The sequence below is a fragment of the Cupriavidus sp. SIMBA_020 genome (assembly GCF_046535395.1).
GTDB lineage: Bacteria > Pseudomonadota > Gammaproteobacteria > Burkholderiales > Burkholderiaceae > Cupriavidus > Cupriavidus campinensis.
In genome coordinates, this window is record NZ_JAWRWU010000024.1 from 19967 (window position 1) to 42364 (window position 22398).

Here is a 22398-nt window from a genome sequence, read left to right on the forward strand (position 1 = left end):
TTTCCCGACCGCGTTCACCAGGAGGCCCCAACCATGCGCATCGATGGCATTTCCTTTCTTCCGGCATCCCGCAGGATGGACAACGAGGCCGTGCTGGATGAGATCCGCCGTCACAGCACACCCGGATTCGACGGCAACGTCGAGCACGCGCTTACCTACATCCGCTGGAAGCTCAATGAGACGCAGGTGAAGACGCGCTACTGGTTCGACGAGGGCGAGCGGCCGCTGGACCACATGGTCCGCGCCGCCGAACAGGCGATGGCGCAGGCCGGCTGCGGCCCGGATGACGTGGATCTGCTGATCTACGCGGGCAACACCCGGGGCTTCATCGAGCCCGGCGATGCGTACTTCGTTGCGGACGCGCTGGGCATGGACAGCGTGGACTGCTTCGACATCGTCGACGCCTGCATGGCGTGGACGCGCGCGTGCGACGTGGCGCAGAGCCATTTCCTGTCCGGACGTTACCGCACCGCACTAATCGTCAATGCCGAGTCGTACTACGTACCTGGCGGCGTCTCGTATCCCAGCAACTTCACGCTGGGTTCCCTGCGCGACATCGCGCACTGTTTCTCCGCTTACTGCGGGGGGGACGGGGCAACCGCCACGCTGCTGCGCGCCGATACAGAACAACCCTGGGTCTTTCACTACCTGTCGACGAAGCGGGGCGTCGATCTCTGCACCATTCCGCTGCCGGGCCACCTCGGGCGCGCCCGGCCCAGCGAGCGCATCGGCCTCAATGGCCTTGGTGCCTTCACCTCCTTCAGCTCGCTGGTCTTCGGCTATAGCCAGCACATGACGGACTCGCTGAAACTGCTTGCGCCCTATCGCGACAGCATCCGCCTGCTTTTTCCGCATACCGGCGGCTCTGTCCCCGCATTCCAGGGCTGGGCGGACGAGGCCGGGTTCGGGCACTGCATCCGCCACATTTTTCCGGACTACGGCAACGTGGGCGCGTGCTCCATTCCCGCCGCCATTGCCCTGCACGCGGGCGATGGGTCGCTGGCACGCGGCGACCGGATCGGATTCTGGATCGGCAGCGCCGGCATGTCATTCGCATCCTCGACGTTCATCTACTAGATCGGAGCCCGACCATGCTCTACGCCATGACCCTGCTGCCTTCGATGGCCTGGTTCGCCGCCTCGTACCGGCTTCGCGCCGCACGCCGCCCTCCCGCCGACCGGGCCAGCCTGCTTGGCGAGTGCATCGCCCGCTTCTGCATCGCCTCGGGCCCGCTGTACATCAAGATCGGGCAGATCCTCTCGACCCGCTCCGACCTGTTCGGGCCTGACACCATCGCCGCGCTGCAACGACTGCAGGACGATGTCCCGGCAGCTGACGAGCCGGCCGTTCGAAAGCTCCTCGCCGAGGCGTTCGGCAGCGGGTATGAATCCGTCTTCGAATCCTTCAACTATGTTCCGCTTGCCAGCGCGTCCATTGCGCAAGTCCATGAAGTGCGGCTCGAGGGTGGCGAGCGCGCGGCGGTGAAGCTGGTCAAGCCTGGCGTCTCGCGCCGCCTGCGCAAGAGCCTGCGATCGATTGCCCGGCTCGCGGCGCTGGCACATGCCATGGTGCCCTCGTTGCGCCATTTCAACATGCCGGTACGTGTGGCCGAGTTGCGCGAGTTACTGCTGCCACAGGTCGACATGGAGGTGGAGGCGCGCAACATGACGGCGCTCGCGCGGAATTTCGCCAATCACCCCTTTGTCATCATCCCGCGGGTGCACACCGAACTGACCCGCCGGAGCGTGCTGACCATGGAATATATGGAGGGCATTCCGGGCCGGGACTTCGAACGAGTGGGCATCCCCCGGGCGCAACTGGCGCGCCGCTTCCAGGATGCGATCTACACCATGCTCTACATGCATGGCGTCGCCCATGGCGACCCCCATCCCGGCAACGTGCGTTTCACGGCGGACGGCAAGATCATCTTTCTCGACTTCGGCATCACGGTCTACGTGACGGAGGCAGAGAAATGGGGATTGGCGTCGTTCTTCTTCGCGTCGATCCGGCATGAATGGGACCTCGCCACCACCCGCTTCCTGAGTCACTTCGTCGTAGACAAGGAGGCTGTGCGTGACCATCGCCAGCTCTTCGAGGACGTCAAGGCGGTGATCCTGCGGCACTTCTACGAGATCGCGGATCAGTGGAAGACCGACGAGTTCTTCTGGGACATCAGCCAGGCACTGCGCCGCCACGGTGCCAACTACACCCCGAACTTCACCAAGGTCGAATTGACGTTGACCACCTGCGAGGGCTTCGGCAAGCAGATCGATCCGGACATCGACGTCTGGGCCAATTCCCGACGGTTCTCGGACAAATACTCGCCCTACATGAATGACGATGTGCGCCAGCGCTTCGACGGCCACTTCCACCGGGCAACGCCAAAGACACTGGCGATGCGTGACGACGCGCAGCGATTCATGATCGCGTCCATCCACATGAACCGCTACTTCTTTCCCTGCACCTATCCGATGTTCGCGCGCCGGGCCCAGGGATGCCAGATCGAAGACGTCGACGGCAATCGCTATATCGATCTGACCGGTGGCTACGGGCCGCACATCCTCGGCTACGCGCATCCGGCAATTGTCGCCGCACAGCAGGCGGCCGTGGCGGACGGTTGCCTGAACGCTGTCGGCAACCCGTCGGAGGTTGAACTTACCCGGCTGCTGGTGGATGCGTTCCCGGGTAGCGGTTACGCCTGCCTCTCGAATTCGGGAACGGAGGCCGTCATCCAGGCGCTGCGCATTTGCCGCGCCTACCGGCAACGGGGAAAGGTGGCGAAATGCGAGGGCCAGTACCACGGCTTCTCCGACCAGGCCATGGTCAGCTCGTGGTTTCAGCAACGCGGGCCGGTAGAGCGGCCCGAGCCGGTGGCAGGCTGTCCCGGCACCCCGGACGAAACGGTGAACAACACCGTTGTCCTCCAGTACGGCCATCCAGAAAGCCTGCGCGTGCTGCGCGAGCGTGCCGAGGAAATCGACTGCGTCATTCTCGAACCCCTGCCGTTTTCCGTGGGGAGGCTCGACACCGAATTCCTCCAGCAATTGCGTGCGGCCTGCTCCGAGCTCGACATCCCGCTGGTGTTCGATGAGGTCGTGAGCGGCTTCCGCGTCTGCTACGGCGGCGCCCAAACCCTGGCGAACGTCACACCGGACCTGACGGTACTGGGCAAGATCATTGGCGGCGGCATGCCGTGCGGCGCCGTGGTGGGGAGCCGGAAGCTGATGGAGATCGCCCGCAGTACTGCCGACCCCTTCCGCGACTACGAGACGCGGGTCTTCCTGGGCGGCACCATGAGCGGCAACTCATTGAGCGCCGCGTCTGGCGCCGCGATGCTGACATATCTCCACGACCATCCCGAGGTCTATCAGACGCTGCATGCGAAGAGTGAATGGCTGCTTGAGCAGCTGACAAGCATCGCCCGCGCCCTGCAAGTGCCGGCCCGCATCAAATCCATGCGCTCGATCTTCACGGTGAGCTTTTCGCATCGGGAAACGCGCTTCTATCGCGAGATCCAGGGCGGCAGCGACTACAAGGCCAGCATCGCACTGGCCTATTACATGCGCACGCATGGCGTCTATATGCCGGAGCTGCACTTCCTCGCCCTGAGCGACGCCCACATGCCCGCCGATCTGGAACAGGTCTGCGAGGCGTTCCGCCAATCACTCACCGAGATGAAACGCGATGGCTTCTTCGTCGACTGAACCCCGCCTGCGCGACCCGGACGCGTCCCATCACGCCTTGGCCATACGCTATGCGGCATGGCTGGTCAGGCGGCGATGGATGGTGATCGTCGCGACGGTGCTACTTTGCGTGGCGGCCAGTGCGGGACTCGAGCGCATCGCCTTCAGCAGTGACTATCGCGATTTCTTCCGTTCGGACGATCCGCAACTGCTCGCCAATCAGGCACTGCAAGACGCTTATGCAGACGACAACCAGGCGCTGGTGGCCTTTGTCCCCCGAGACGGGACGGTGTTTACGCCTCGCGCGCTGGACGCAATGGCGCGCTTCACCGAACTGGCATGGCGGCTGCCCCATGTGCGACGCGTGGACAGTCTCACGAACCATCAGCATGCCGAAGCCCACGACGATGACCTCCGGGTGCGCCCCCTATACCAGCCGGGGACGGGCCAGACACCCGAAGCGATCGCAGCCATCCGCGCCATCGCACTCAGCGAGCCGCTATTGGTAAAGCGGTTGGTCTCGCCCGATGGGTCCGTGGCGGGAATCAGTATCAGCTTCACGCTCCCCGCGCCAACGGAGACAACCTTGCCGGAGGCCGTGCATGCACTGCGCGCCCTGATGGACCAGGCGCGCGCGCTGGACCCCGATATCCGCGTTATGGCCACGGGCGGCATATTGCTCGACAACGCCTTCGACGAGGAAGCGAAGGCCGACCTGGCCACGCTGACGCCACTGATGTACGCGCTGATTCTCGTCGTCATGTTCGTGGCGTTGCGCAGTGCGTGCGGCGTGGCGGCTGCGTTGCTGACGATGACGTTGGCGATCTTCGCCGCGCTCGGCATGGTCGGCTGGTTTGGCGTCAAGCTCACGGCCATCTCCGTCTCCACGCCGACCATCCTCACCACCATCGCCGTCGCGAACTGCTTGCACGTAATCGTCTACACGATCCGGCGGATGGGGGCCGGCGCGTCACGGCATGAGGCCGTACGGGATGCCGTGGCAGCAAACGCCCCCATCATGCTGGTGGCCTGTGGCACGGACGCGCTCGGCTTCTTCAGCATGTGCCTGTCGGACGTTCCACCGGTCGCCAACTTCGGCGTGATGCTGGGCATTGGTGCCATCGTGGTGCTGCTGTTGTCAGCGTCGTTCCTCCCGGCGTGCCTGGCCGTGCTGCCGATCTCCGGGCAGCAGCGGATGCTGCGGCAGGGGCATGCCATCGGCCGCATGGCGGGCGCCCTGGTGGCGTGGCGAAAGCCGGTGTTCATCGGGGTGGCGCTGCTCAACCTCGCTGCCGCCTGGTTCGTCACGCGCAATCAACTCGAGGACAATTTCGTCGACTATTTCAGTCCGGCCGTCGAGTTCCGCCGCGATACGGACTTCATCCAGTCGCATCTGTCCGGCGTCCATACCGTGTACTACGCGGTGCCGTCAGGTGCCGGGGGTACGGTAGGTTCGGCCGCGTACCTGCGGGATCTGGACAGGTTTGCCGACTGGCTACGCGCGCAGCCCGAAGTCTTCCAGGTCAGTTCGCTCGCCGACGTGGTCAAGCGCGTTCACCGCACGCTGCATGGCGATGCGCCGACCGCATATCGCGTGCCTGATGATGACATGGCGGCGGCCCAGGTATTACTCGTGTACGAGCTGTCCCTGCCACCGGGGCTGGATCTGAACGATCAGATTCGGATCGACCGCTCGGCCAGCAAGCTGACCGTGGTCCTGCGCGACATCACGTCCACGGCATTGGTGGCCTTCGACCAGCGCGTGCAGGCGTGGATGCGCGCAAACCTGCCGGCCGGCATGCAGGCGTCTGGCGCTGGGCCGTCCATCATGTTCTCGCATATCGGCGAGATGAATGTCGCCGGTACGCTGCAGGGGTATGTGCTGCAGATCCTGCTCGTTTCCGTCGTCATCGGGCTGGTGTTGCGCAGTGTCCGACTGGGCTTCGCCAGCCTGCTTCCGAACGTCCTGCCGTCCTTGATGGCTTTCGGGCTTTGGGGAGCGTTCGTCGGGCAAGTCGGCCTGTCGGTGGCGGTGGTGGGGGTGCTGACCTACGGGATCATCGTCGACGACACGATTCACAGCGTCTTCAAGTACCACCGGGCCCGCACGGTGCTGGGTCTGTCGCCCCGGGCCGCGGTGGAGAACGCGTACAGCATTTCCGGCATGGCGGTGCTGTTCACCACCTCGGTACTGGTGGCCGGCTTCGGCGTGCTGATCTTCTCGCACTTCGACCTGAACGCCGACATGGGAATCATGTCCGTGTTGACGATCGCGATTGCCGCCATCGTGGACCTTGTGCTGCTGCCGCCATTGCTATTTGCCATCGACCGGGACACCCCGAAGCCGGCTTCCGCCCCCCACTCCCAACCGTTGAAAGGCATTTGACATGATGAAGCTCCGGATGCGCCTTGTGGCGCTTGTGTTCTGTCTGATCGCGGTATCGCCCGTGGCTGCGGCGGCGGAAGACGCCACCCGCGGCGAAGCCATCGTCGCGGAGATGTACGCGCGCGAACGCGGGTTCAGCAGCTATCGCATGGATATGGAAATGATCCTGCGTGACCGGCATGGCCAGCAAAGCGTGCGCAAGATGCGTGGCGCCGTGCTCGAGACGGACGGCGACGGTGACAAGCACCTGATGCTGTTCGAGTCTCCGGCCGACATCCGGCACACGGCCTTCCTGAGTTTTGCGCATGCCGACAAACCCGACGATCAGTGGCTATACCTGCCGGCCCTGAAGCGCACGCGGCGCATCGCCTCGGACAGCAAGTCGGGCTCGTTCATGGGCAGCGAGTTCTCATTCGAAGACCTGACCTCGCAGTTGCCGCGCAAGTTCAGCCACCGCTATCTGGGCGACGAAGACACCGGCGGGACCCCGTGCCTCAAGGTCGAGCGCACGCCCCGCTACGAGGGCTCCGGCTATACGAAGCAGGTGCTGTGGATCGACCGCGAGCGGTACGTGACATTGAAGGCGGAACTGTACGACCGTCGCGGGGCCTTGCAGAAGACGCTCGAGAGCGGCGACTTTGCCGCCTACGGACAGCAGTTGCTGAAGCCAGGGTGGATGAACATGGTGAACCATCAGACCGGCAAGTCGACCCGCATCAATATGTCTGGCTACAAGTTCCGGGATGGCGGCGTCGACAAGCGGGATTTCGAGCCGCAGCGGCTGGAGTATGTTCGCTAAACGGGGATGCGTCCGTTGGCTCGCTACCCTGTGTCTCGTCTGGCATGCGGGCACTGGCCACGCGATGCCAGTCGTCGAGACAAGCGGGAGTATCGGTCCGGAAGTCTGGCTGTTCAATCGCCCCCCCGCATTTCAGGCACAGCACCAACATGCCGCGGCCTTGGTCCTCAATCTCGGCTGGGTTGTCACACACCCCATGTACCCGGGCGTCACCGGCCGGCTGACCCCTTACGTCCGCCTGGACGTTTCCGATCCGGACATGCGTTACTTCGATTTTCGCGAAGCCACCGTCCGTGCCGAGCGCGGCGACAACCTCTGGCAAGCCGGGATGGAGACATTGGACTGGAGCGTGATGGAGTCACGCCATCCGGTCAACATCATCAACCAGATCGATACCCGCGCGGACATCGATCTGGAGGCCAAGCTCGGCCAGCCGATGCTGTCTTACACGCGCTTCAGCGCGGCGTACGGACGTCTCGCCGTGTACTGGATGCCGTGGTTCCGGCCACGCCCCCAACTGGGCCTACGAAGCCGGCAACGCATGGGGCCGCTGGCACCGGAGGCCCCCTCCCACGGCCTGGCGCCCTGGCAGCAGACCAACGATATCGCCGTACGCTGGTCGGGGACCATCGCGGATGCCGACGTCGGTGCCTACTACTTCGATGGCTTGTCACGCGAGCCCACCATCGCCCCCGACTTGACGACGGCCTACCAGCGCATCCGACAGTTGGGGCTGACCGGTGTGTTGCCCGCTGGCAGCATGCTGTGGAAGGGCGAGGCGATCTTTCGTTGGGGGCAGGGTGCGCCTTTCGGTGCCTATATCGTCGGTGCGGAATACACATTCGCCAGGCCCGACGGCGACCTTTCACTGCTGTTCGAATACCTGCGCGACCACCGCGACGCCAGCGCGCCGTTCACGCCGTTCACACACGGCCCCTTCGCCGGCGTGCGTATTCGCCTCAACGAGTCCGGTGATGCGGAACTGCAATACGGCGTGCTGCACGACCGTGCGACCCGCATCCTGATGCACAAACTCGAGTTCAGCCGTCGGTTCGGCAAATCCGCACGGCTGCGTCTGGTAGCCCGTAAGGCGAGTTGCGACGGCGACAGCGTTTTTGAGGCGCTGTGTCGCGACAGCATGTTGCAGGTCAATCTGACCCACAACTTTTAGCCCTACGCTTTTGATCCCAACCCTATCCGAGGCCATGATGATCACGCCTATTCTCGCCACTTCCGCCGCAGCTTGCAGCGCGCTTGTCGCCTTCCTGCATATCTACATCATCGCCAAAGGGCCGCAGGCGTACCGTGCCTTCGGCGCCGGCGAGGCCCTCGCAGGCATGGCGGAGCGCGGCTCCTGGGTGCCGGGATTGCTGACAGCGGGCATCACCGGGGTGTTCTTCGTCTTTGCCGCCTACTATGCGGCGGCTGCCGGGTTGCTGCCGACGCTCCCCCAGATGCGCATCGCGGTGATCGGTATTGCAGCAATCTATACGCTGCGGGGCGGCCTCATCGTAGTGGGATGGGCGCTCCGGCAACCCCTGTCCACGTTCGACATCCAATCCTCGTTCGCATCTCTGGCTATCGGGCTCCTTCACTGCGCGGCCGCCTGGTGCTGGCTCGCAGCGACCGATGCTGTCGAGACGGCGCGCTAAGGGGGCGTCGGCAATGATTCGCATCGTTCCCGCCTGCGTGTTTCCTGGTCAGGGGTCACAATCCGTCGGCATGCTTTCCGCGTGGCGGGGTGAGCGTGTGTTCGTCGAGACGATCGACGAAGCCTCGGATGTGCTTGATCTGGACCTCTGGCACCTTAGCCAGCATGCCGATCCAGCGGAACTCGCCCGCACGGTCAACACGCAGCCATTGGTGGTGGCGGCGTCGATCGCGATCTATCGCACCTGGCAGGCCCAGTCTCCAGTAGCCGTGCCATGGGCGATCGGACACAGTGTTGGGGAGATTTCGGCGCTGGTTGCCGCCGGTGCCCTGGCGCTGCCGGATGCCCTGCACATCGCGCGCCAACGGGCGCTGGCGATGATGGCGGCGGTGGCGCCCGGGATTGGGGGCATGGCAGCGGTCATCGGTCTCGATGACCCGACAGTGGAACGACTCTGTTCCGCCTGCGCCGGAGATGGCGTACTTGAGCCGGTGAATTTCAACGCGCCCGGGCAAGTGGTGGTGGCCGGTCATGTGCCGGCCATCGAGCGTCTCAAGGTGGCCGCCCGGGAGGCCGGCGCAAAGATGGTGTTCGTGTTGCCAGTCAGTGGCCCGTTCCATAGCTCGCTGATGCAGCCGGCGGCGGCAGCGCTCGCCCGGTGTCTGGACGACATCCGCATCGCGGCCCCTTCGTTGCGCGTGCTGCACGGCAATAGCCTTGAAGTCGCCACGGAGGCGTCGATCAAGCCGGCGCTGGTGGCGCAACTGACTGCCCCGGTGCGCTGGACGGCAATGGTTCGGCACCTCGAGGCCGACGGCGTCACGCACATCGTGGAATCAGGACCCGGGGAGGTATTGACGAATCTGTGCCGGCGCGTCGCTCCCGCGTTGTCCGTACTGCCCCTGCATCTGCCCCAAGGCATGGAGGCCGCCGTGCTGGCCCTGTCGTGAGCAGCCAATGGCTGCGGATCGCGCAGACGAAAAAAAACCCGGCTCGAAAGCCGGGTTTTTCACTTCCAGTACAGCAACGATCGTGATCAGACCGCGTCGCTGTCGCCCTCGGTCGCCTGCACCACGGGCGGCTCGATGAAGAGCGATTGCTCTTCGTCCGAGATCGCCTGGGCGCGTTCGCGCTCGGCCGCCTCGCGTGCCTTGCGGGCACGGTGGTAGGCCAGGCCGGTACCGGCGGGGATCAGACGACCCACGATCACGTTTTCCTTCAGACCACGCAGGTCGTCGGTCTTGCCCATGATCGCGGCCTCGGTCAGCACGCGCGTCGTTTCCTGGAACGATGCCGCCGAGATGAAGCTGTCCGTGGACAGCGACGCCTTCGTGATACCCAGCAGCAGGTTCTCGTGCGTGGCCGGACGCTTGCCGTCGGCAATCATGCGGTCGTTCTCGTCCAGCAGCTCCGAGCGCTCCACCTGCTCACCCGGGATGAAGCGGGTGTCGCCCACGTCCTGGATCTGCACGCGGCGCAGCATCTGACGAACAATCACTTCGATGTGCTTGTCGTTGATCTTCACGCCCTGCAGACGGTACACGTCCTGCACTTCGTCCACGATGTAGTGCGCCAGTTCCTCGATGCCCTTCAGGCGCAGGATGTCGTGCGGGTCCGCCGGACCTTCCACGATCATTTCGCCCTTGTTCACCACCTGGCCATCGTGCACCAGCACCTGCTTTTCCTTGGCGATCAGGAACTCGTGGGCGTTGCCGTCCAGGTCCGTGATAACCAGGCGCTGCTTGCCCTTGGTGTCCTTGCCGAACGACGTGGTACCGGTGACTTCCGCCAGCACGGCGGCGTCCTTCGGCGAACGCGCTTCGAACAGCTCGGCCACACGCGGCAGACCACCGGTAATGTCGCGGGTCTTCTGCGATTCGGTCGGGATACGTGCGAGCACTTCACCCACGTGCACCTGCTGGCCGTCCTTCACGGTAATCAGCGCGCCAACCTGGAAGCCGATGGTCACGGAGTGGTCCGTGCCCGGAATCTTGACTTCCTGGCCGTTCGCGTCGAGCAGCTTCACCTGCGGGCGCAGGCCCTTGGTGGCAGCCGTACGGCGCTTGGCATCGATCACCACGAGGGTCGACAGGCCGGTGACTTCGTCCATCTGCTTGGCGACGGTCACGCCCTCTTCGACGTTCTCGAACTTCGTCATGCCGGTGTATTCCGACACGATCGGGCGCGTCAGCGCGTCCCACGTGGCCAGCTGCGTGCCAGCCTTGATGGCCTGGCCGTCCTGCACCAGCAGCGTGGCGCCGTACGGGATCTTGTGGCGCTCGCGCTCGCGGCCGTGGTCGTCCGTGATCAGCGTCTCGCCCGAACGCGAGATCACGATCAGTTCGCCCTTGGCGTTCGTCACGTAGCGCATGGTCGCCGTGAAGCGGACCGTACCGGTCGCCTTGGCTTCCACGCTCGAGGCCACTGCCGCACGCGATGCCGCACCACCGATGTGGAACGTCCGCATGGTCAGCTGCGTACCCGGCTCACCGATCGACTGCGCGGCAATCACGCCCACCGCTTCGCCGGAGTTCACCAGCACGCCGCGGCCCAGGTCGCGGCCGTAGCACTTGCCGCACAGGCCGTAACGCGTGTCGCACGACAGCGGGGTGCGGACCTTGACTTCGTCCACGCCGAGGTTGTCGATCAGGTCGACCAGGTCTTCGTCCAGCAGCGTGCCGGTCTCGATCGCCGTTTCCTGCGTTTCCGGGTTCACCACGTCAGCCACGGTCACGCGGCCGAGGATACGGTCGCGCAGTGCTTCGATCACTTCACCGCCTTCGACCAGGGCCTTCATGGCCACGCCGTTGGTGGTGCCGCAATCGTCTTCCACCACGACCAGATCCTGCGTCACGTCGACCAGACGACGGGTCAGGTAACCCGAGTTCGCGGTCTTCAGTGCCGTATCGGCCAGGCCCTTACGCGCACCGTGGGTCGAGATGAAGTACTGCAGAACGTTCAGGCCTTCACGGAAGTTCGCCGTAATCGGCGTTTCAATGATCGAGCCATCCGGCTTGGCCATCAGGCCACGCATGCCCGCCAGCTGGCGGATCTGCGCTGCGGAACCCCGCGCGCCCGAGTCGGCCATCATGTAGATGGAGTTGAACGATTCCTGCTTGACCGTGTTGCCTTCGCGGTCGACCACGTCTTCGTGCTGGAGCTGCTCCATCATCGCCTTGCCCACCTGGTCGCCGGCGGCGCCCCAGATGTCCACGACGTTGTTGTAACGCTCCTGGTCCGTCACCAGACCCGACATGTACTGCTTGTCGTATTCCTTCACCTTGGCAGCTGCGTCGGAGATGATCTTCTCCTTCTGCGGCGGCACCAGCATGTCGTCGATGGCGATCGAGATACCGGCGCGCGTGGCCAGGCGGAAGCCCGACTGCAGCAGCTTGTCGGCGAAGATCACGGTCTCGCGCAGACCGCACTTGCGGAACGCGGTGTTGATCAGGCGCGAGATTTCCTTCTTCTTCAGCGGCTTGTTCAGCACCGAGAACGGCAGGCCCTTCGGCAGGATCTCGGACAGGATCGCGCGGCCGACCGTGGTGGCCTGCAGCGTGATCTTGGGCGCGAAGCGGGCATCGCCCACGGCGTCCTTGTCGACGAGCACGTACTCGGTGATCCGCACATTCACGCGCGAAGCGAGTTCGACTTCCTTGTTCTCGTAGGCGCGGATGACTTCGCTGATGTCAGCGAACGTCATGCCTTCACCCTTGCCGTTGATCTTGTCGCGGGTCGTGTAGTACAGACCCAGCACCACGTCTTGCGACGGGACGATCGACGGATCGCCGTTGGCCGGGAACAGCACGTTGTTGGAGGCCAGCATCAGCGTGCGGGCTTCCATCTGCGCTTCCAGCGACAGCGGCACGTGAACAGCCATCTGGTCACCGTCGAAGTCGGCGTTGAATGCCGCGCAGACCAGCGGGTGCAGCTGGATGGCCTTGCCTTCGATCAGCACCGGCTCGAACGCCTGGATACCCAGGCGGTGCAGCGTCGGCGCACGGTTCAGCATCACCGGGTGCTCGCGGATCACCTCTTCGAGGATGTCCCACACCACCGGCGTCTGGCTTTCCACTTCCTTCTTCGCCGCCTTGATCGTGGTGGCGATGCCCATCGTTTCCAGCTTGTGGAAGATGAACGGCTTGAACAGCTCGAGCGCCATCAGCTTGGGCAGGCCGCACTGGTGCAGCTTCAGCGTCGGGCCCACCACGATGACCGAACGGCCCGAGTAGTCCACGCGCTTGCCCAGCAGGTTCTGACGGAAACGGCCGCCCTTGCCCTTGATCATCTCGGCCAGGGACTTCAGCGGACGCTTGTTGGCGCCGGTCATCGCCTTGCCGCGACGGCCGTTGTCCAGCAGCGAATCCACCGCTTCCTGCAGCATGCGCTTTTCGTTGCGCACGATGATCTCGGGCGCCTTCAGCTCCAGCAGGCGCTTCAGGCGGTTGTTACGGTTGATGACGCGACGATACAGGTCGTTCAGGTCCGAGGTGGCGAAACGGCCGCCATCCAGCGGTACCAGCGGACGCAGTTCCGGCGGCAGCACCGGCAGCACTTCCAGGATCATCCACTCGGGCTTGATGCCCGAACGCTGGAACGCCTCGAGCACCTTCAGGCGCTTGGCGAACTTCTTGATCTTGGCTTCGGAACCGGTGGCCTGCAGCTCGGCGCGGATCTGTTCGATCTGCTTCTCGATGTCGATGCCGCGCAGCAATTCACGGATGCCCTCGGCGCCCATCATGGCGACGAATTCACCCTCGCCGTACTCGTCGCACTTCGCGATGTAGTCGTCCTCGGACATGATCTGGCTCTTCTTGAGCGGGGTCATGCCCGGTTCCAGCACCACGAATGCCTCGAAGTACAGCACGCGTTCGATGTCGCGCAGGGTCATGTCCAGGACCATGCCCAGACGCGACGGCAGCGACTTCAGGAACCAGATGTGCGCGGTCGGCGCAGCCAGTTCGATGTGGCCCATGCGCTCGCGGCGCACCTTGGCCAGCGTGACTTCCACGCCGCACTTCTCGCAGATCACGCCACGATGCTTCAGGCGCTTGTACTTGCCGCACAGGCACTCGTAGTCCTTGATCGGGCCAAAGATCTTGGCGCAGAACAGGCCATCGCGTTCCGGCTTGAACGTCCGGTAGTTGATCGTTTCCGGCTTCTTCACTTCACCGTACGACCACGAACGGATCTTCTCGGGCGAGGCGAGGCCGATCTTGATCGCGTCGAACTGCTCTTCCTGCTGAACCTGCTTAAAGAGATCGAGCAATGCTTTCATTGCAACTCCTTGTTTCGCCGCGGCACCGAAGTCTGTTCGGGGCCACGGCATTCATCCTGTGGGAAACCTGCTCTTCCGGGTCGACCGGGCCGGCGCCCGCCGCAGCGGGACGCCGTCATCGCGCCGATCAGTAACGATCGAGGTCGATGTCGATACCCAGCGAGCGGATTTCCTTCACCAGCACGTTGAACGATTCCGGCATGCCGGCGTCGATCGAGTGCTCGCCCTTGACGATGTTTTCGTACACCTTGGTACGGCCGTTCACGTCATCGGACTTGACCGTCAGCATTTCCTGCAGCACGTACGACGCGCCGTAGGCTTCCAGTGCCCACACTTCCATCTCACCGAAACGCTGGCCACCGAACTGGGCCTTACCGCCCAGCGGCTGCTGCGTCACGAGCGAGTACGGACCCGTCGAGCGCGCATGCATCTTGTCATCGACCAAGTGGTGCAGCTTCAGCATGTGCATCACACCCAGCGTGACCGGACGCTCGAACGCTTCGCCGGTGCGGCCGTCGTACAGCGTGACCTGCTGCTTCGACGGGGTCAGGCCCTTCTCCTTGGCGATCTCGTCCGGGTAGGCCAGGTCCAGCATGCGGCGGATTTCATCCTCATGCGCACCATCGAACACCGGCGTTGCGAACGGCACGCCCTTCTTCAGGTTCGTGGCCAGTTCCAGCACTTCGGCGTCGGTCAGGCTGTCCAGGTCTTCCGGCTTGCCGCTCTCGTTGTAGACCTGGGCCAGCAGCTTGCGCAGCTCCTGTGCCTTGGTCTGCGCCTTGAGCATGTCGCCGATGCGCTGGCCCAGACCGCGCGCGGCCCAGCCCAGGTGGGTTTCCAGAATCTGGCCCACGTTCATCCGCGACGGCACGCCCAGCGGGTTCAGCACGATGTCGGCCGGGGTACCGTCCGCCATGTACGGCATGTCTTCGATCGGCACGATCTTCGACACCACACCCTTGTTACCGTGACGGCCGGCCATCTTGTCGCCAGGCTGCAGGCGACGCTTCACGGCCAGGTACACCTTGACCATCTTGATCACGCCCGGCGGCAGTTCGTCGCCCTGCGTGAGCTTCTTGCGCTTCTCTTCGAAGGCCAGGTCGAACTCGTGACGCTTCTGCTCGATGGCTTCCTTCACTGCCTCGAGCTGGGCGGCAACTTCCTCGTCGGCCGGACGGATGTCGAACCAGTGGTATTTGTCCAGGTCGGCCAGGTACTCGCGCGTCAGCTTCGCACCCTTCGCCAGCTTCTTCGGACCGCCGTTGACGGTCTTGTCGAGCAGCAGGCGCTCCAGACGCTGGAATGCATCGCCTTCCACGATACGCAGCTGGTCGTTCAGGTCCAGGCGGTAGCGCTTCAGTTCGTCGTCGATGATCGACTGGGCACGCTTGTCGCGCGTCACGCCTTCGCGGGTGAAGACCTGGACGTCGATCACGATGCCGCTCATGCCCGACGGCACGCGCAGCGAGGTGTCCTTCACGTCCGAAGCCTTCTCGCCGAAGATGGCGCGCAGCAGCTTCTCTTCCGGGGTCAGCTGGGTCTCGCCCTTCGGCGTGACCTTGCCCACCAGCACGTCGCCAGCCTCGACTTCGGCACCGATGTAGGTGATGCCGGACTCGTCCAGACGCGCGAGTTGCGCTTCGGCGAGGTTCGAGATGTCGCGTGTGATTTCTTCCGGTCCCAGCTTGGTGTCACGGGCCACGACCGACAGTTCCTCGATATGGATCGAGGTGTAGCGGTCTTCGGCCACCACGCGTTCGGAGATCAGGATCGAATCTTCGAAGTTGTAGCCGTTCCACGGCATGAACGCCACCAGCATGTTCTGGCCTAGTGCCAACTCGCCCAGGTCGGTCGAGGCGCCGTCAGCGATCACGTCGTTACGCGCGACGATATCGCCAACCTTCACCATCGGACGCTGGTTGATGTTGGTGTTCTGGTTGGAACGCGTGTACTTGATCAGGTTGTAGATGTCCACGCCGACTTCGCCAGCAACGGCTTCTTCGTCGTTCACGCGGATCACGATACGCATCGCGTCGACGTAGTCCACCACGCCGCCACGCATGGCCTGCACGGCGGTACCCGAGTCAACGGCCACGGTACGTTCAATGCCGGTACCCACGAGCGGCTTGTCCGGACGCAGGCAAGGCACGGCCTGACGCTGCATGTTCGCGCCCATCAGTGCACGGTTCGCGTCATCGTGTTCCAGGAACGGCACCAGCGAGGCAGCGGCCGACACGATCTGCGACGGCGCCACGTCGATGTACTGCACGCGGTCCGGGGTCACCATGCGCGTTTCGCGCTCGGAGCCTTCGCGGGCCGATACCAGTTCATCGATCAGGTTGCCATCGGCATCCACGGTCGCGTTGGCCTGGGCCACCACGTACTTGCCTTCCTCGATGGCGGACAGGTAGTCCACCTGGTCGGTCAGCTTGCTGTCCACCACCTTGCGGTACGGCGTTTCCAGGAAGCCGTATTCGTTCAGGCGGGCGTACAGTGCCAGCGAGTTGATCAGGCCGATGTTCGGGCCTTCCGGCGTTTCGATCGGGCACACGCGGCCATAGTGGGTCGGGTGCACGTCACGAACTTCAAAGCCGGCGCGCTCGCGCGTCAGACCACCCGGGCCCAGTGCGGAGACACGGCGCTTGTGGGTGATTTCCGAGAGCGGGTTGGTCTGGTCCATGAACTGCGACAGCTGCGACGAACCGAAGAACTCGCGAATCGCCGACGAAATCGGCTTCGAGTTGATCAGGTCGTGCGGCATCAGGTTCTCGGTCTCGGCCTGGCCCAGACGTTCCTTGACGGCACGCTCCACGCGCGACAGACCAGCGCGGAACTGGTTCTCGGCCAGTTCGCCCACGCAACGCACGCGACGATTGCCCAGGTGATCGATGTCATCGACCTCGCCCTTGCCGTTACGCAGGTTCACCAGGATCTTGATCGTCTCGAGGATGTCCTCGTCCTGCAGCACCATGCTGCCCTCGCCGCTCGGGCGCGACAGACGGCTGTTGACCTTCATGCGGCCAACGCGCGACAGATCGTACGACTCTTCGCTGTAGAACAGGCGCTGGAACAGCGCTTCCACGGCTTCCTCGGTGGGCGGCTCGCCCGGGCGCATCATGCGGTAGATCGCGATACGCGCGGCGGTCTGGTCGGCGGTCTCGTCCACGCGCAGCGTCTGCGACATGTACGGGCCCTGGTCCAGGTCGTTCGTGTACAGCGTCTGGATCTGCTTGACGCCCGCTTCGCGCAGGTTTTCCAGCAGCGTCTCGGTCAGCTCGTCGTTGGCGTTGGCAATCACCTCGCCCGTGTCCGGGTCGATGATGTTCTTGGCCAGCACGCGGCCGAGCAGGTAGTCTTCCGGCACGCTGATCAGCTTGGTGCCGGCGGAGTCCAGGTCACGGATGTGCTTGGCGTTGATCCGCTTGTCCTTCTCCACGACCACGCGGCCGTTCTTGTCGGCGATGTCGAAACGCGCCACCTCGCCACGCAGACGCTCGGGCACGAATTCGAGCTGCGCGCCTTCCGCCTGCAGCGTGAAGTTGTCGAACACAAAGAAGTGCGCCAGGATTTGCTCCGGCGTCAGGCCGATCGACTTCAGCAGGATCGTCACCGGCATCTTGCGGCGGCGGTCCACACGGAAATACAGGATGTCCTTCGGATCGAATTCGAAGTCCAGCCACGAGCCACGGTACGGAATGATCCGTGCCGAGAACAGCAGCTTGCCCGAGCTGTGCGTCTTGCCCTTGTCGTGCTCGAAGAACACGCCCGGCGAACGGTGCAGCTGGCTAACGATGACACGCTCGGTGCCGTTAATCACGAAAGAACCGGTCGACGTCATGAGCGGAATTTCGCCCATGTAGACTTCCTGCTCCTTCACTTCCTTGACCTTGCCCGGGTTCTCGCGATCGTTGATGATCAGGCGAACCTTGGCACGCAGCGCCGAGTGGAACGTCAGGCCACGCTGCTGGCACTCCTTGACGTCGAACGGCGGGTTGGACAGGTGATACGAGACAAACTCCATACGGGCGAGCCCGTTATGGGAGGAGATTGGGAAAATCGCGCTGAAAGCGGCCTGCAGACCCTCGGTTTTGCGACGCGCGGTCGGCGTTTCCGCTTGCAAGAACTGGGTGTAGGATTCAATCTGGGTGGCAAGCAGGAATGGAACCTGATGAACCGTCGCGCGCTTCGCAAAGGATTTGCGAATGCGCTTCTTTTCGGTGAAGCTGTACGCCATGGGATCTCCGAATCATCGCAGGGCAGGCTGGACCTGGCCGGCACCTGAGGTGTTCAGCGACTGGGAGGGGATTTGGCGGTTGGCCGCTACCAACCTCTGGCTGACGGTGTCCGCACGCTGCGGGCGGTGTGGTCATTGCACGGCGCAATGCCTGTACTCGCCCGGGGGACACCCGACCAAACTTGTCTTCTGCAGTCGGTTCAGAAGACAAACATCAGCAACCACTTAGTGTGCCACTGATGTTTGGCTTCTGCTGAAGCAGCGAATGATTTCGCGCATCAAGCAGCCTACACATCACTTTATTTGCGCCCTGACCGATACTTCGGTCCGCCGGGTGCCCAATCAAACACACCCACAGAAGCGCAAAAAGGCTGGCGCCGGGATTTCCCTTTGCCAGCCCCATCCGCGTGCCACGAGGGCACGCGCGGTACCACTTACTTGACGTCGACCTTTGCGCCTGCGTCTTCCAGCTTCTTCTTGGCGTCGGCAGCAGCAGCCTTGTCCACGCCTTCCTTGACAGCCTTCGGAGCGCCGTCAACCAGATCCTTGGCTTCCTTCAGGCCCAGGCCGGTGATTTCGCGAACAGCCTTAATCACGCCGACCTTGTTGGCGCCAACTTCGGCCAGGATCACGTTGAATTCGGTCTGCTCTTCAGCAGCGGCGGCACCGCCAGCGCCCGGGGCAGCAGCCACGGCCATAGCAGCGGCGGACACGCCAAACTTCTCTTCGAACGCCTTGACCAGGTCGTTCAGTTCCATCACGGACATCGAGCCTACGGCTTCGAGGATGTCGTCTTTAGTGATTGCCATTTGGAATACTCCTACTAGATGTGATTCGGTATCGGTAATGCGATCTGTCTTTGCGAGGCCTGCGTCGGCTTAAGCAGCAGGGGCTTCCGCTTCCGCGGGAGCACCTTCGCTCTTCTTGGCTGCCAGGGCGGCCAGCAGACGGGCGAAGCCCGACACCGGTGCCTGCATGACGCCAAGCAGCTGAGCAATCAGTTCTTCGCGGCCCGGGATCGAAGCCAGCGCCTTGACGGCAGCAGCATCGAGCACCTTGCCGTCGTACGACCCGGCGCGCAGGACCAGCTTGTCGTTGGTCTTGGCAAAGTCGTTCAGAACCTTGGCCGAGGCCACTGCATCTTCGGAAATCCCGTAGATCAGCGGACCGGTCATTTGCTCTGCGAGGCCAGCAAACGGCGTACCTTCGACGGCACGGCGAGCCAGCGTGTTCTTCAGAACACGCAGGTACACGCCTTGCTGACGAGCGTTGGCACGCAGCTTGGTCAGATCGCCAACCGCAATGCCGCGATATTCGGCCACGACGATGGTCTGGGCCTTGGCGACTTGCGCCGAAACCTCAGCAACGACGGCCTTCTTATCTTCAATATTGAGTGGCACGGTTAAGCTCCAAAACGATGCGGTGCGCGGGAAATCTCCTCTGCAATCGCATCAGTCCAAACGAACGGCGTCCGATTGGCCCGAATCACCCGGGACAGGCCCGGATTCATCAATCCCTTCGGGTGCGCCATCTGCGCTGGCGGGGCGGCTGCCATCGGGCGATGCCCGTATGTGCCGACCGATTAAGTCCACGCTGCCTGATTGCTGCGGCATGAACACCAGCGGTCTTTGATAACCAGCGGTACCTGCCGTCGCGCTACGTTGCCGCTGCGCGTTGGCGGGCACCACTGCCCAAAGCCTTGCTCCGTCGCCCTTCGGCGCCGAAACCGACCCCGGCGATGCCGGGATCCTTTATTCCTGCCCTGGCCGGCGTTATCGGGAACCGGTCAGGTGAGTGCCGTCTGGCTTAGGCCGACAGCGAGGTCTGTTCGACGCGAACGCCAACGCCCATGGTGGACGACACGGCGATCTTGCGCAGGTACACACCCTTGCTGGTGGCCGGCTTGGCCTTGACCAGCGCGTCCAGCAGCGCGGACAGGTTGCTCTTCAGCGCGGTGTCTTCGAACGAACGACGGCCGATGGTGGCGTGGATGATACCGGCCTTGTCGACACGGAATTGCACCTGACCAGCCTTGGCGTTCTTCACAGCCTGGGCTACGTCGGGCGTCACGGTGCCAACCTTCGGGTTCGGCATCAGGCCGCGCGGGCCGAGAATCTGGCCCAGCGTACCGACGATACGCATCGTGTCCGGCGAAGCGATCACGACGTCGAAATTCAGGTTACCGGCCTTCACTTGCTCGGCCAGGTCTTCCATGCCGACGATGTCAGCGCCAGCAGCCTTGGCGGCCTCGGCCTTTTCGCCCTGGGCGAACACGGCCACACGCACCGACTTGCCGGTGCCGGCAGGCAGCACCACGGAGCCACGCACGACCTGGTCCGACTTCTTGGCGTCGATGCCCAGTTGCACGGCCACGTCGATCGACTCGTCGAACTTCGCCGAAGCGCAGCTCTTCACCAGGCCCAGGGCCTCGTCGATCGGGTAGAACTTGGTACGCTCGATCTTCGCCTTGTTGGCGGCGACGCGCTTGGAAACCTTAGCCATTTACAGACCCTCCACGGTGATGCCCATCGAGCGAGCCGAACCGGCGATAGTACGCACGGCGGCGTCCAGATCGGCGGCGGTCAGGTCAGCGTTCTTGGCCTTGGCGATGTCTTCAGCCTGGGCGCGGGTGATCTTGCCAACCTTGTCGGTATGGGGCTTCGGCGAACCCTTGGTGATGCCGGCTGCCTTCTTGATCAGCACGGTCGCGGGCGGCGACTTCATCACGAAGGTGAAGCTCTTGTCGGCGAAGGCGGTAATCACCACCGGCACCGGCAGACCAGGCTCCATGCCTTGGGTCTGGGCGTTGAACGCCTTGCAGAACTCCATGATGTTCAGACCACGCTGACCCAGTGCGGGACCAACGGGCGGGGAGGGATTTGCCTTACCAGCCGGAATTTGCAGCTTGATAAAGCCAATAATCTTCTTGGCCATTTCTACTCCAATCCAGATCCGGATTCCTTGGAAAAACGGATCCTGTTGAGTCGTAACGCGCTATCGCCATGCCTGTCGGCACAACCTCACGCTCCTCTTCGGGCAGGCCTTTCGGCCTGCCCTCTCTGTCCGCCCCGGCACTCGCGCGCCGCGACGGTCAATTCCTTAAACCTTCTCGACCTGGCCGAACTCGAGCTCGACCGGCGTTGCGCGACCGAAGATCGTGACCGAGACCCGCAGGCGCGACTTCTCGTAGTTCACTTCCTCGACGTTGCCGTTGAAGTCGGTGAACGGGCCGTCCTTGACACGCACCATTTCGCCCACTTCGAACAGCGTCTTGGGACGCGGCTTCTCGACCCCTTCCTGCATCTGGGTCATGATCTTGTCGACTTCGCGCTGCGAAATCGGACTCGGGCGGTTGCGCGCGCCACCCACGAAGCCGGTGACCTTGCTGGTGTTCTTCACCAGGTGCCACGTCTCGTCGGTCATTTCCATTTCCACGAGCACGTAGCCCGGGAAGAAACGGCGCTCGGTCACGGACTTGTGACCACCCTTGATTTCCACTACTTCCTCGGAGGGCACCAGAATGCGACCGAACTTGTCCTGCATCTCGGCGCGCTCGATGCGCTCCTGCAGCGCGCGCTGCACGCTCTTTTCCATGCCGGAGTAGGCGTGCACCACATACCAGCGCTTCTTCGACGAAGGCGATTCGGCTGCCGTGGTTTCCTGCTGAGCGTTATCCGTCATGTGCTACCTCTTATTTCCAGCCCAGCACGAGGGAGAAAATCACCCACTCGATGAGCTTGTCGGCCGACCACAGGAACAACGCCATGATCACTACAAAGGCAAACACGAGCCCGGTCATCTGACCGGCTTCCTTGCGCGTCGGCCAGACGACCTTTTTGACTTCCCGATACGATTCCTTGGCGAACCCCACGAAATCCTTGCCGGGAGCGGACACGAGCGCCACGACGACGCCCAGTGCGAGGCCGGCGAACAGCGCCGCGCCACGCACGTACGACGGCTGCTGCGCGAGTACGTAGAAGCCGATCACTCCCGCAACCACCAGGAGCGCCGCGACGACGAGCAGCCATTTGCCGCTCGAGGCGCCTACGGTTTCGACATTGGGATTGGCCATGTTTCGCAAACGAGACTAAGCCGCGTCACGATTCATTCTCGCGACGCGGCTGATTGATTTGGCAGGGGCAGAGGGAATCGAACCCCCAACCTTCGGTTTTGGAGACCGACGCTCTGCCAGTTGAGCTATACCCCTAAAAACAACTTCGGGGTCGACGATTCCGCCAACCCCTCTGGCAGACGAACGCGGCCGGTTGGTGCCGCGCTCGCCAGTATTACTGCTTAGTCGAGAATCTTTGCCACGACGCCGGCGCCGACGGTACGGCCGCCTTCACGGATGGCGAAGCGCAGACCTT

General features: G+C 63.4%; 15 protein-coding genes, 1 tRNA gene and 1 pseudogene. 7 read left to right on the forward strand and 10 right to left on the reverse strand.

Annotated elements, in window-relative coordinates; translation table 11 throughout:
• The first annotated feature begins 33 nt into the window (after window positions 1-33).
• From SB751_RS27450 to fabD, 7 genes are all read left to right on the forward strand, one after another.
• Window positions 34-1077, forward strand: a complete 1044-nt coding sequence (locus SB751_RS27450) for a hypothetical protein (RefSeq protein WP_092301734.1) — start codon at window positions 34-36, stop codon at window positions 1075-1077.
• 14 nt (window positions 1078-1091) lie between these two features.
• Window positions 1092-3704, forward strand: coding sequence for an aminotransferase class III-fold pyridoxal phosphate-dependent enzyme (locus SB751_RS27455; RefSeq protein WP_250024826.1), 2613 nt, complete (start codon window positions 1092-1094; stop codon window positions 3702-3704).
• A 79-nt stretch (window positions 3705-3783) separates the two neighbouring features.
• Window positions 3784-6069, forward strand: coding sequence for an efflux RND transporter permease subunit (locus tag SB751_RS27460; protein ID WP_410748754.1), 2286 nt, complete (start codon window positions 3784-3786; stop codon window positions 6067-6069).
• Between the two features lies 1 nt (window position 6070).
• Window positions 6071-6868: an outer membrane lipoprotein-sorting protein gene (locus SB751_RS27465; RefSeq protein ID WP_410748755.1), complete on the forward strand. Its 798-nt coding sequence runs from the start codon at window positions 6071-6073 to the stop codon at window positions 6866-6868.
• A 64-nt stretch (window positions 6869-6932) separates the two neighbouring features.
• Entirely contained in the window at window positions 6933-8039 is a 1107-nt protein-coding gene (locus SB751_RS27470) for a hypothetical protein (protein ID WP_144200273.1), read from the forward strand.
• A gap of 34 nt (window positions 8040-8073) precedes the next feature.
• Window positions 8074-8520: a hypothetical protein gene (locus SB751_RS27475; protein WP_144200271.1), complete on the forward strand. Its 447-nt coding sequence runs from the start codon at window positions 8074-8076 to the stop codon at window positions 8518-8520.
• A 13-nt stretch (window positions 8521-8533) separates the two neighbouring features.
• Window positions 8534-9469 (forward strand): ACP S-malonyltransferase, encoded by a 936-nt coding sequence (gene fabD / locus SB751_RS27480; RefSeq protein WP_186296923.1) that lies wholly within the window; start codon window positions 8534-8536, stop codon window positions 9467-9469.
• Between the two features lie 86 nt (window positions 9470-9555).
• Here the strand turns inward: fabD and rpoC are convergent, their stop codons facing one another.
• The 10 genes and pseudogenes from rpoC to SB751_RS27530 form a co-directional block, all read right to left on the reverse strand.
• Window positions 9556-13797, reverse strand: coding sequence for a DNA-directed RNA polymerase subunit beta' (gene rpoC, locus SB751_RS27485; RefSeq protein WP_144200267.1), 4242 nt, complete (start codon window positions 13795-13797; stop codon window positions 9556-9558).
• Window positions 13798-13924: 127 nt separating this feature from the next.
• Window positions 13925-18031, reverse strand: coding sequence for a DNA-directed RNA polymerase subunit beta (gene rpoB, locus SB751_RS27490; RefSeq protein WP_144200265.1), 4107 nt, complete (start codon window positions 18029-18031; stop codon window positions 13925-13927).
• Window positions 18032-18465: 434 nt separating this feature from the next.
• Window positions 18466-18840: a 50S ribosomal protein L7/L12 gene (gene rplL / locus SB751_RS27495; protein WP_092301713.1), complete on the reverse strand. Its 375-nt coding sequence runs from the start codon at window positions 18838-18840 to the stop codon at window positions 18466-18468.
• Between the two features lie 69 nt (window positions 18841-18909).
• Window positions 18910-19431 carry a 50S ribosomal protein L10 gene (rplJ, locus tag SB751_RS27500; RefSeq protein WP_144200263.1) on the reverse strand — a complete coding sequence of 174 codons (522 nt, stop codon included), beginning with the start codon at window positions 19429-19431 and terminating at the stop codon, window positions 18910-18912.
• A gap of 406 nt (window positions 19432-19837) precedes the next feature.
• Window positions 19838-20533: a 50S ribosomal protein L1 gene (gene rplA / locus SB751_RS27505; RefSeq protein ID WP_092301708.1), complete on the reverse strand. Its 696-nt coding sequence runs from the start codon at window positions 20531-20533 to the stop codon at window positions 19838-19840.
• The gene (gene rplK / locus SB751_RS27510) at window positions 20534-20965 is read right to left on the reverse strand and encodes a 50S ribosomal protein L11 (RefSeq protein ID WP_144200261.1); all 432 of its coding nucleotides are present in this window, start codon (window positions 20963-20965) and stop codon (window positions 20534-20536) included.
• A 165-nt stretch (window positions 20966-21130) separates the two neighbouring features.
• Window positions 21131-21712 carry a transcription termination/antitermination protein NusG gene (nusG, locus tag SB751_RS27515; RefSeq protein ID WP_017511590.1) on the reverse strand — a complete coding sequence of 194 codons (582 nt, stop codon included), beginning with the start codon at window positions 21710-21712 and terminating at the stop codon, window positions 21131-21133.
• A gap of 10 nt (window positions 21713-21722) precedes the next feature.
• A complete protein-coding gene (gene secE, locus SB751_RS27520) occupies window positions 21723-22103 on the reverse strand; it encodes a preprotein translocase subunit SecE (RefSeq protein ID WP_144200259.1) in 381 nt (126 codons plus the stop codon).
• A 59-nt stretch (window positions 22104-22162) separates the two neighbouring features.
• Window positions 22163-22238, reverse strand: a tRNA-Trp gene (locus SB751_RS27525).
• An 86-nt stretch (window positions 22239-22324) separates the two neighbouring features.
• Window positions 22325-22398, reverse strand: a pseudogene (locus tag SB751_RS27530) (elongation factor Tu); the annotation flags it as partial.

What these genes read in the sequence shown, in the direction of transcription:
- SB751_RS27470 (WP_144200273.1), top strand. Translation starts at nt 6,933, where the DNA reads ATGCCAGTCGTCGAGACAAGCGGGAGTATCGGTCCGGAAGTCTGGCTG.
- fabD (WP_186296923.1), top strand. Translation starts at nt 8,534, where the DNA reads ATGATTCGCATCGTTCCCGCCTGCGTGTTTCCTGGTCAGGGGTCACAA.
- rpoC (WP_144200267.1), bottom strand. Translation starts at nt 13,797, where the DNA reads ATGAAAGCATTGCTCGATCTCTTTAAGCAGGTTCAGCAGGAAGAGCAG.
- SB751_RS27455 (WP_250024826.1), top strand. Translation starts at nt 1,092, where the DNA reads ATGCTCTACGCCATGACCCTGCTGCCTTCGATGGCCTGGTTCGCCGCC.
- SB751_RS27460 (WP_410748754.1), top strand. Translation starts at nt 3,784, where the DNA reads ATGGTGATCGTCGCGACGGTGCTACTTTGCGTGGCGGCCAGTGCGGGA.
- rplK (WP_144200261.1), bottom strand. Translation starts at nt 20,965, where the DNA reads ATGGCCAAGAAGATTATTGGCTTTATCAAGCTGCAAATTCCGGCTGGT.
- SB751_RS27450 (WP_092301734.1), top strand. Translation starts at nt 34, where the DNA reads ATGCGCATCGATGGCATTTCCTTTCTTCCGGCATCCCGCAGGATGGAC.
- SB751_RS27465 (WP_410748755.1), top strand. Translation starts at nt 6,071, where the DNA reads ATGATGAAGCTCCGGATGCGCCTTGTGGCGCTTGTGTTCTGTCTGATC.
- secE (WP_144200259.1), bottom strand. Translation starts at nt 22,103, where the DNA reads ATGGCCAATCCCAATGTCGAAACCGTAGGCGCCTCGAGCGGCAAATGG.
- rplL (WP_092301713.1), bottom strand. Translation starts at nt 18,840, where the DNA reads ATGGCAATCACTAAAGACGACATCCTCGAAGCCGTAGGCTCGATGTCC.
- SB751_RS27475 (WP_144200271.1), top strand. Translation starts at nt 8,074, where the DNA reads ATGATGATCACGCCTATTCTCGCCACTTCCGCCGCAGCTTGCAGCGCG.
- rplA (WP_092301708.1), bottom strand. Translation starts at nt 20,533, where the DNA reads ATGGCTAAGGTTTCCAAGCGCGTCGCCGCCAACAAGGCGAAGATCGAG.
- nusG (WP_017511590.1), bottom strand. Translation starts at nt 21,712, where the DNA reads ATGACGGATAACGCTCAGCAGGAAACCACGGCAGCCGAATCGCCTTCG.
- rpoB (WP_144200265.1), bottom strand. Translation starts at nt 18,031, where the DNA reads ATGGCGTACAGCTTCACCGAAAAGAAGCGCATTCGCAAATCCTTTGCG.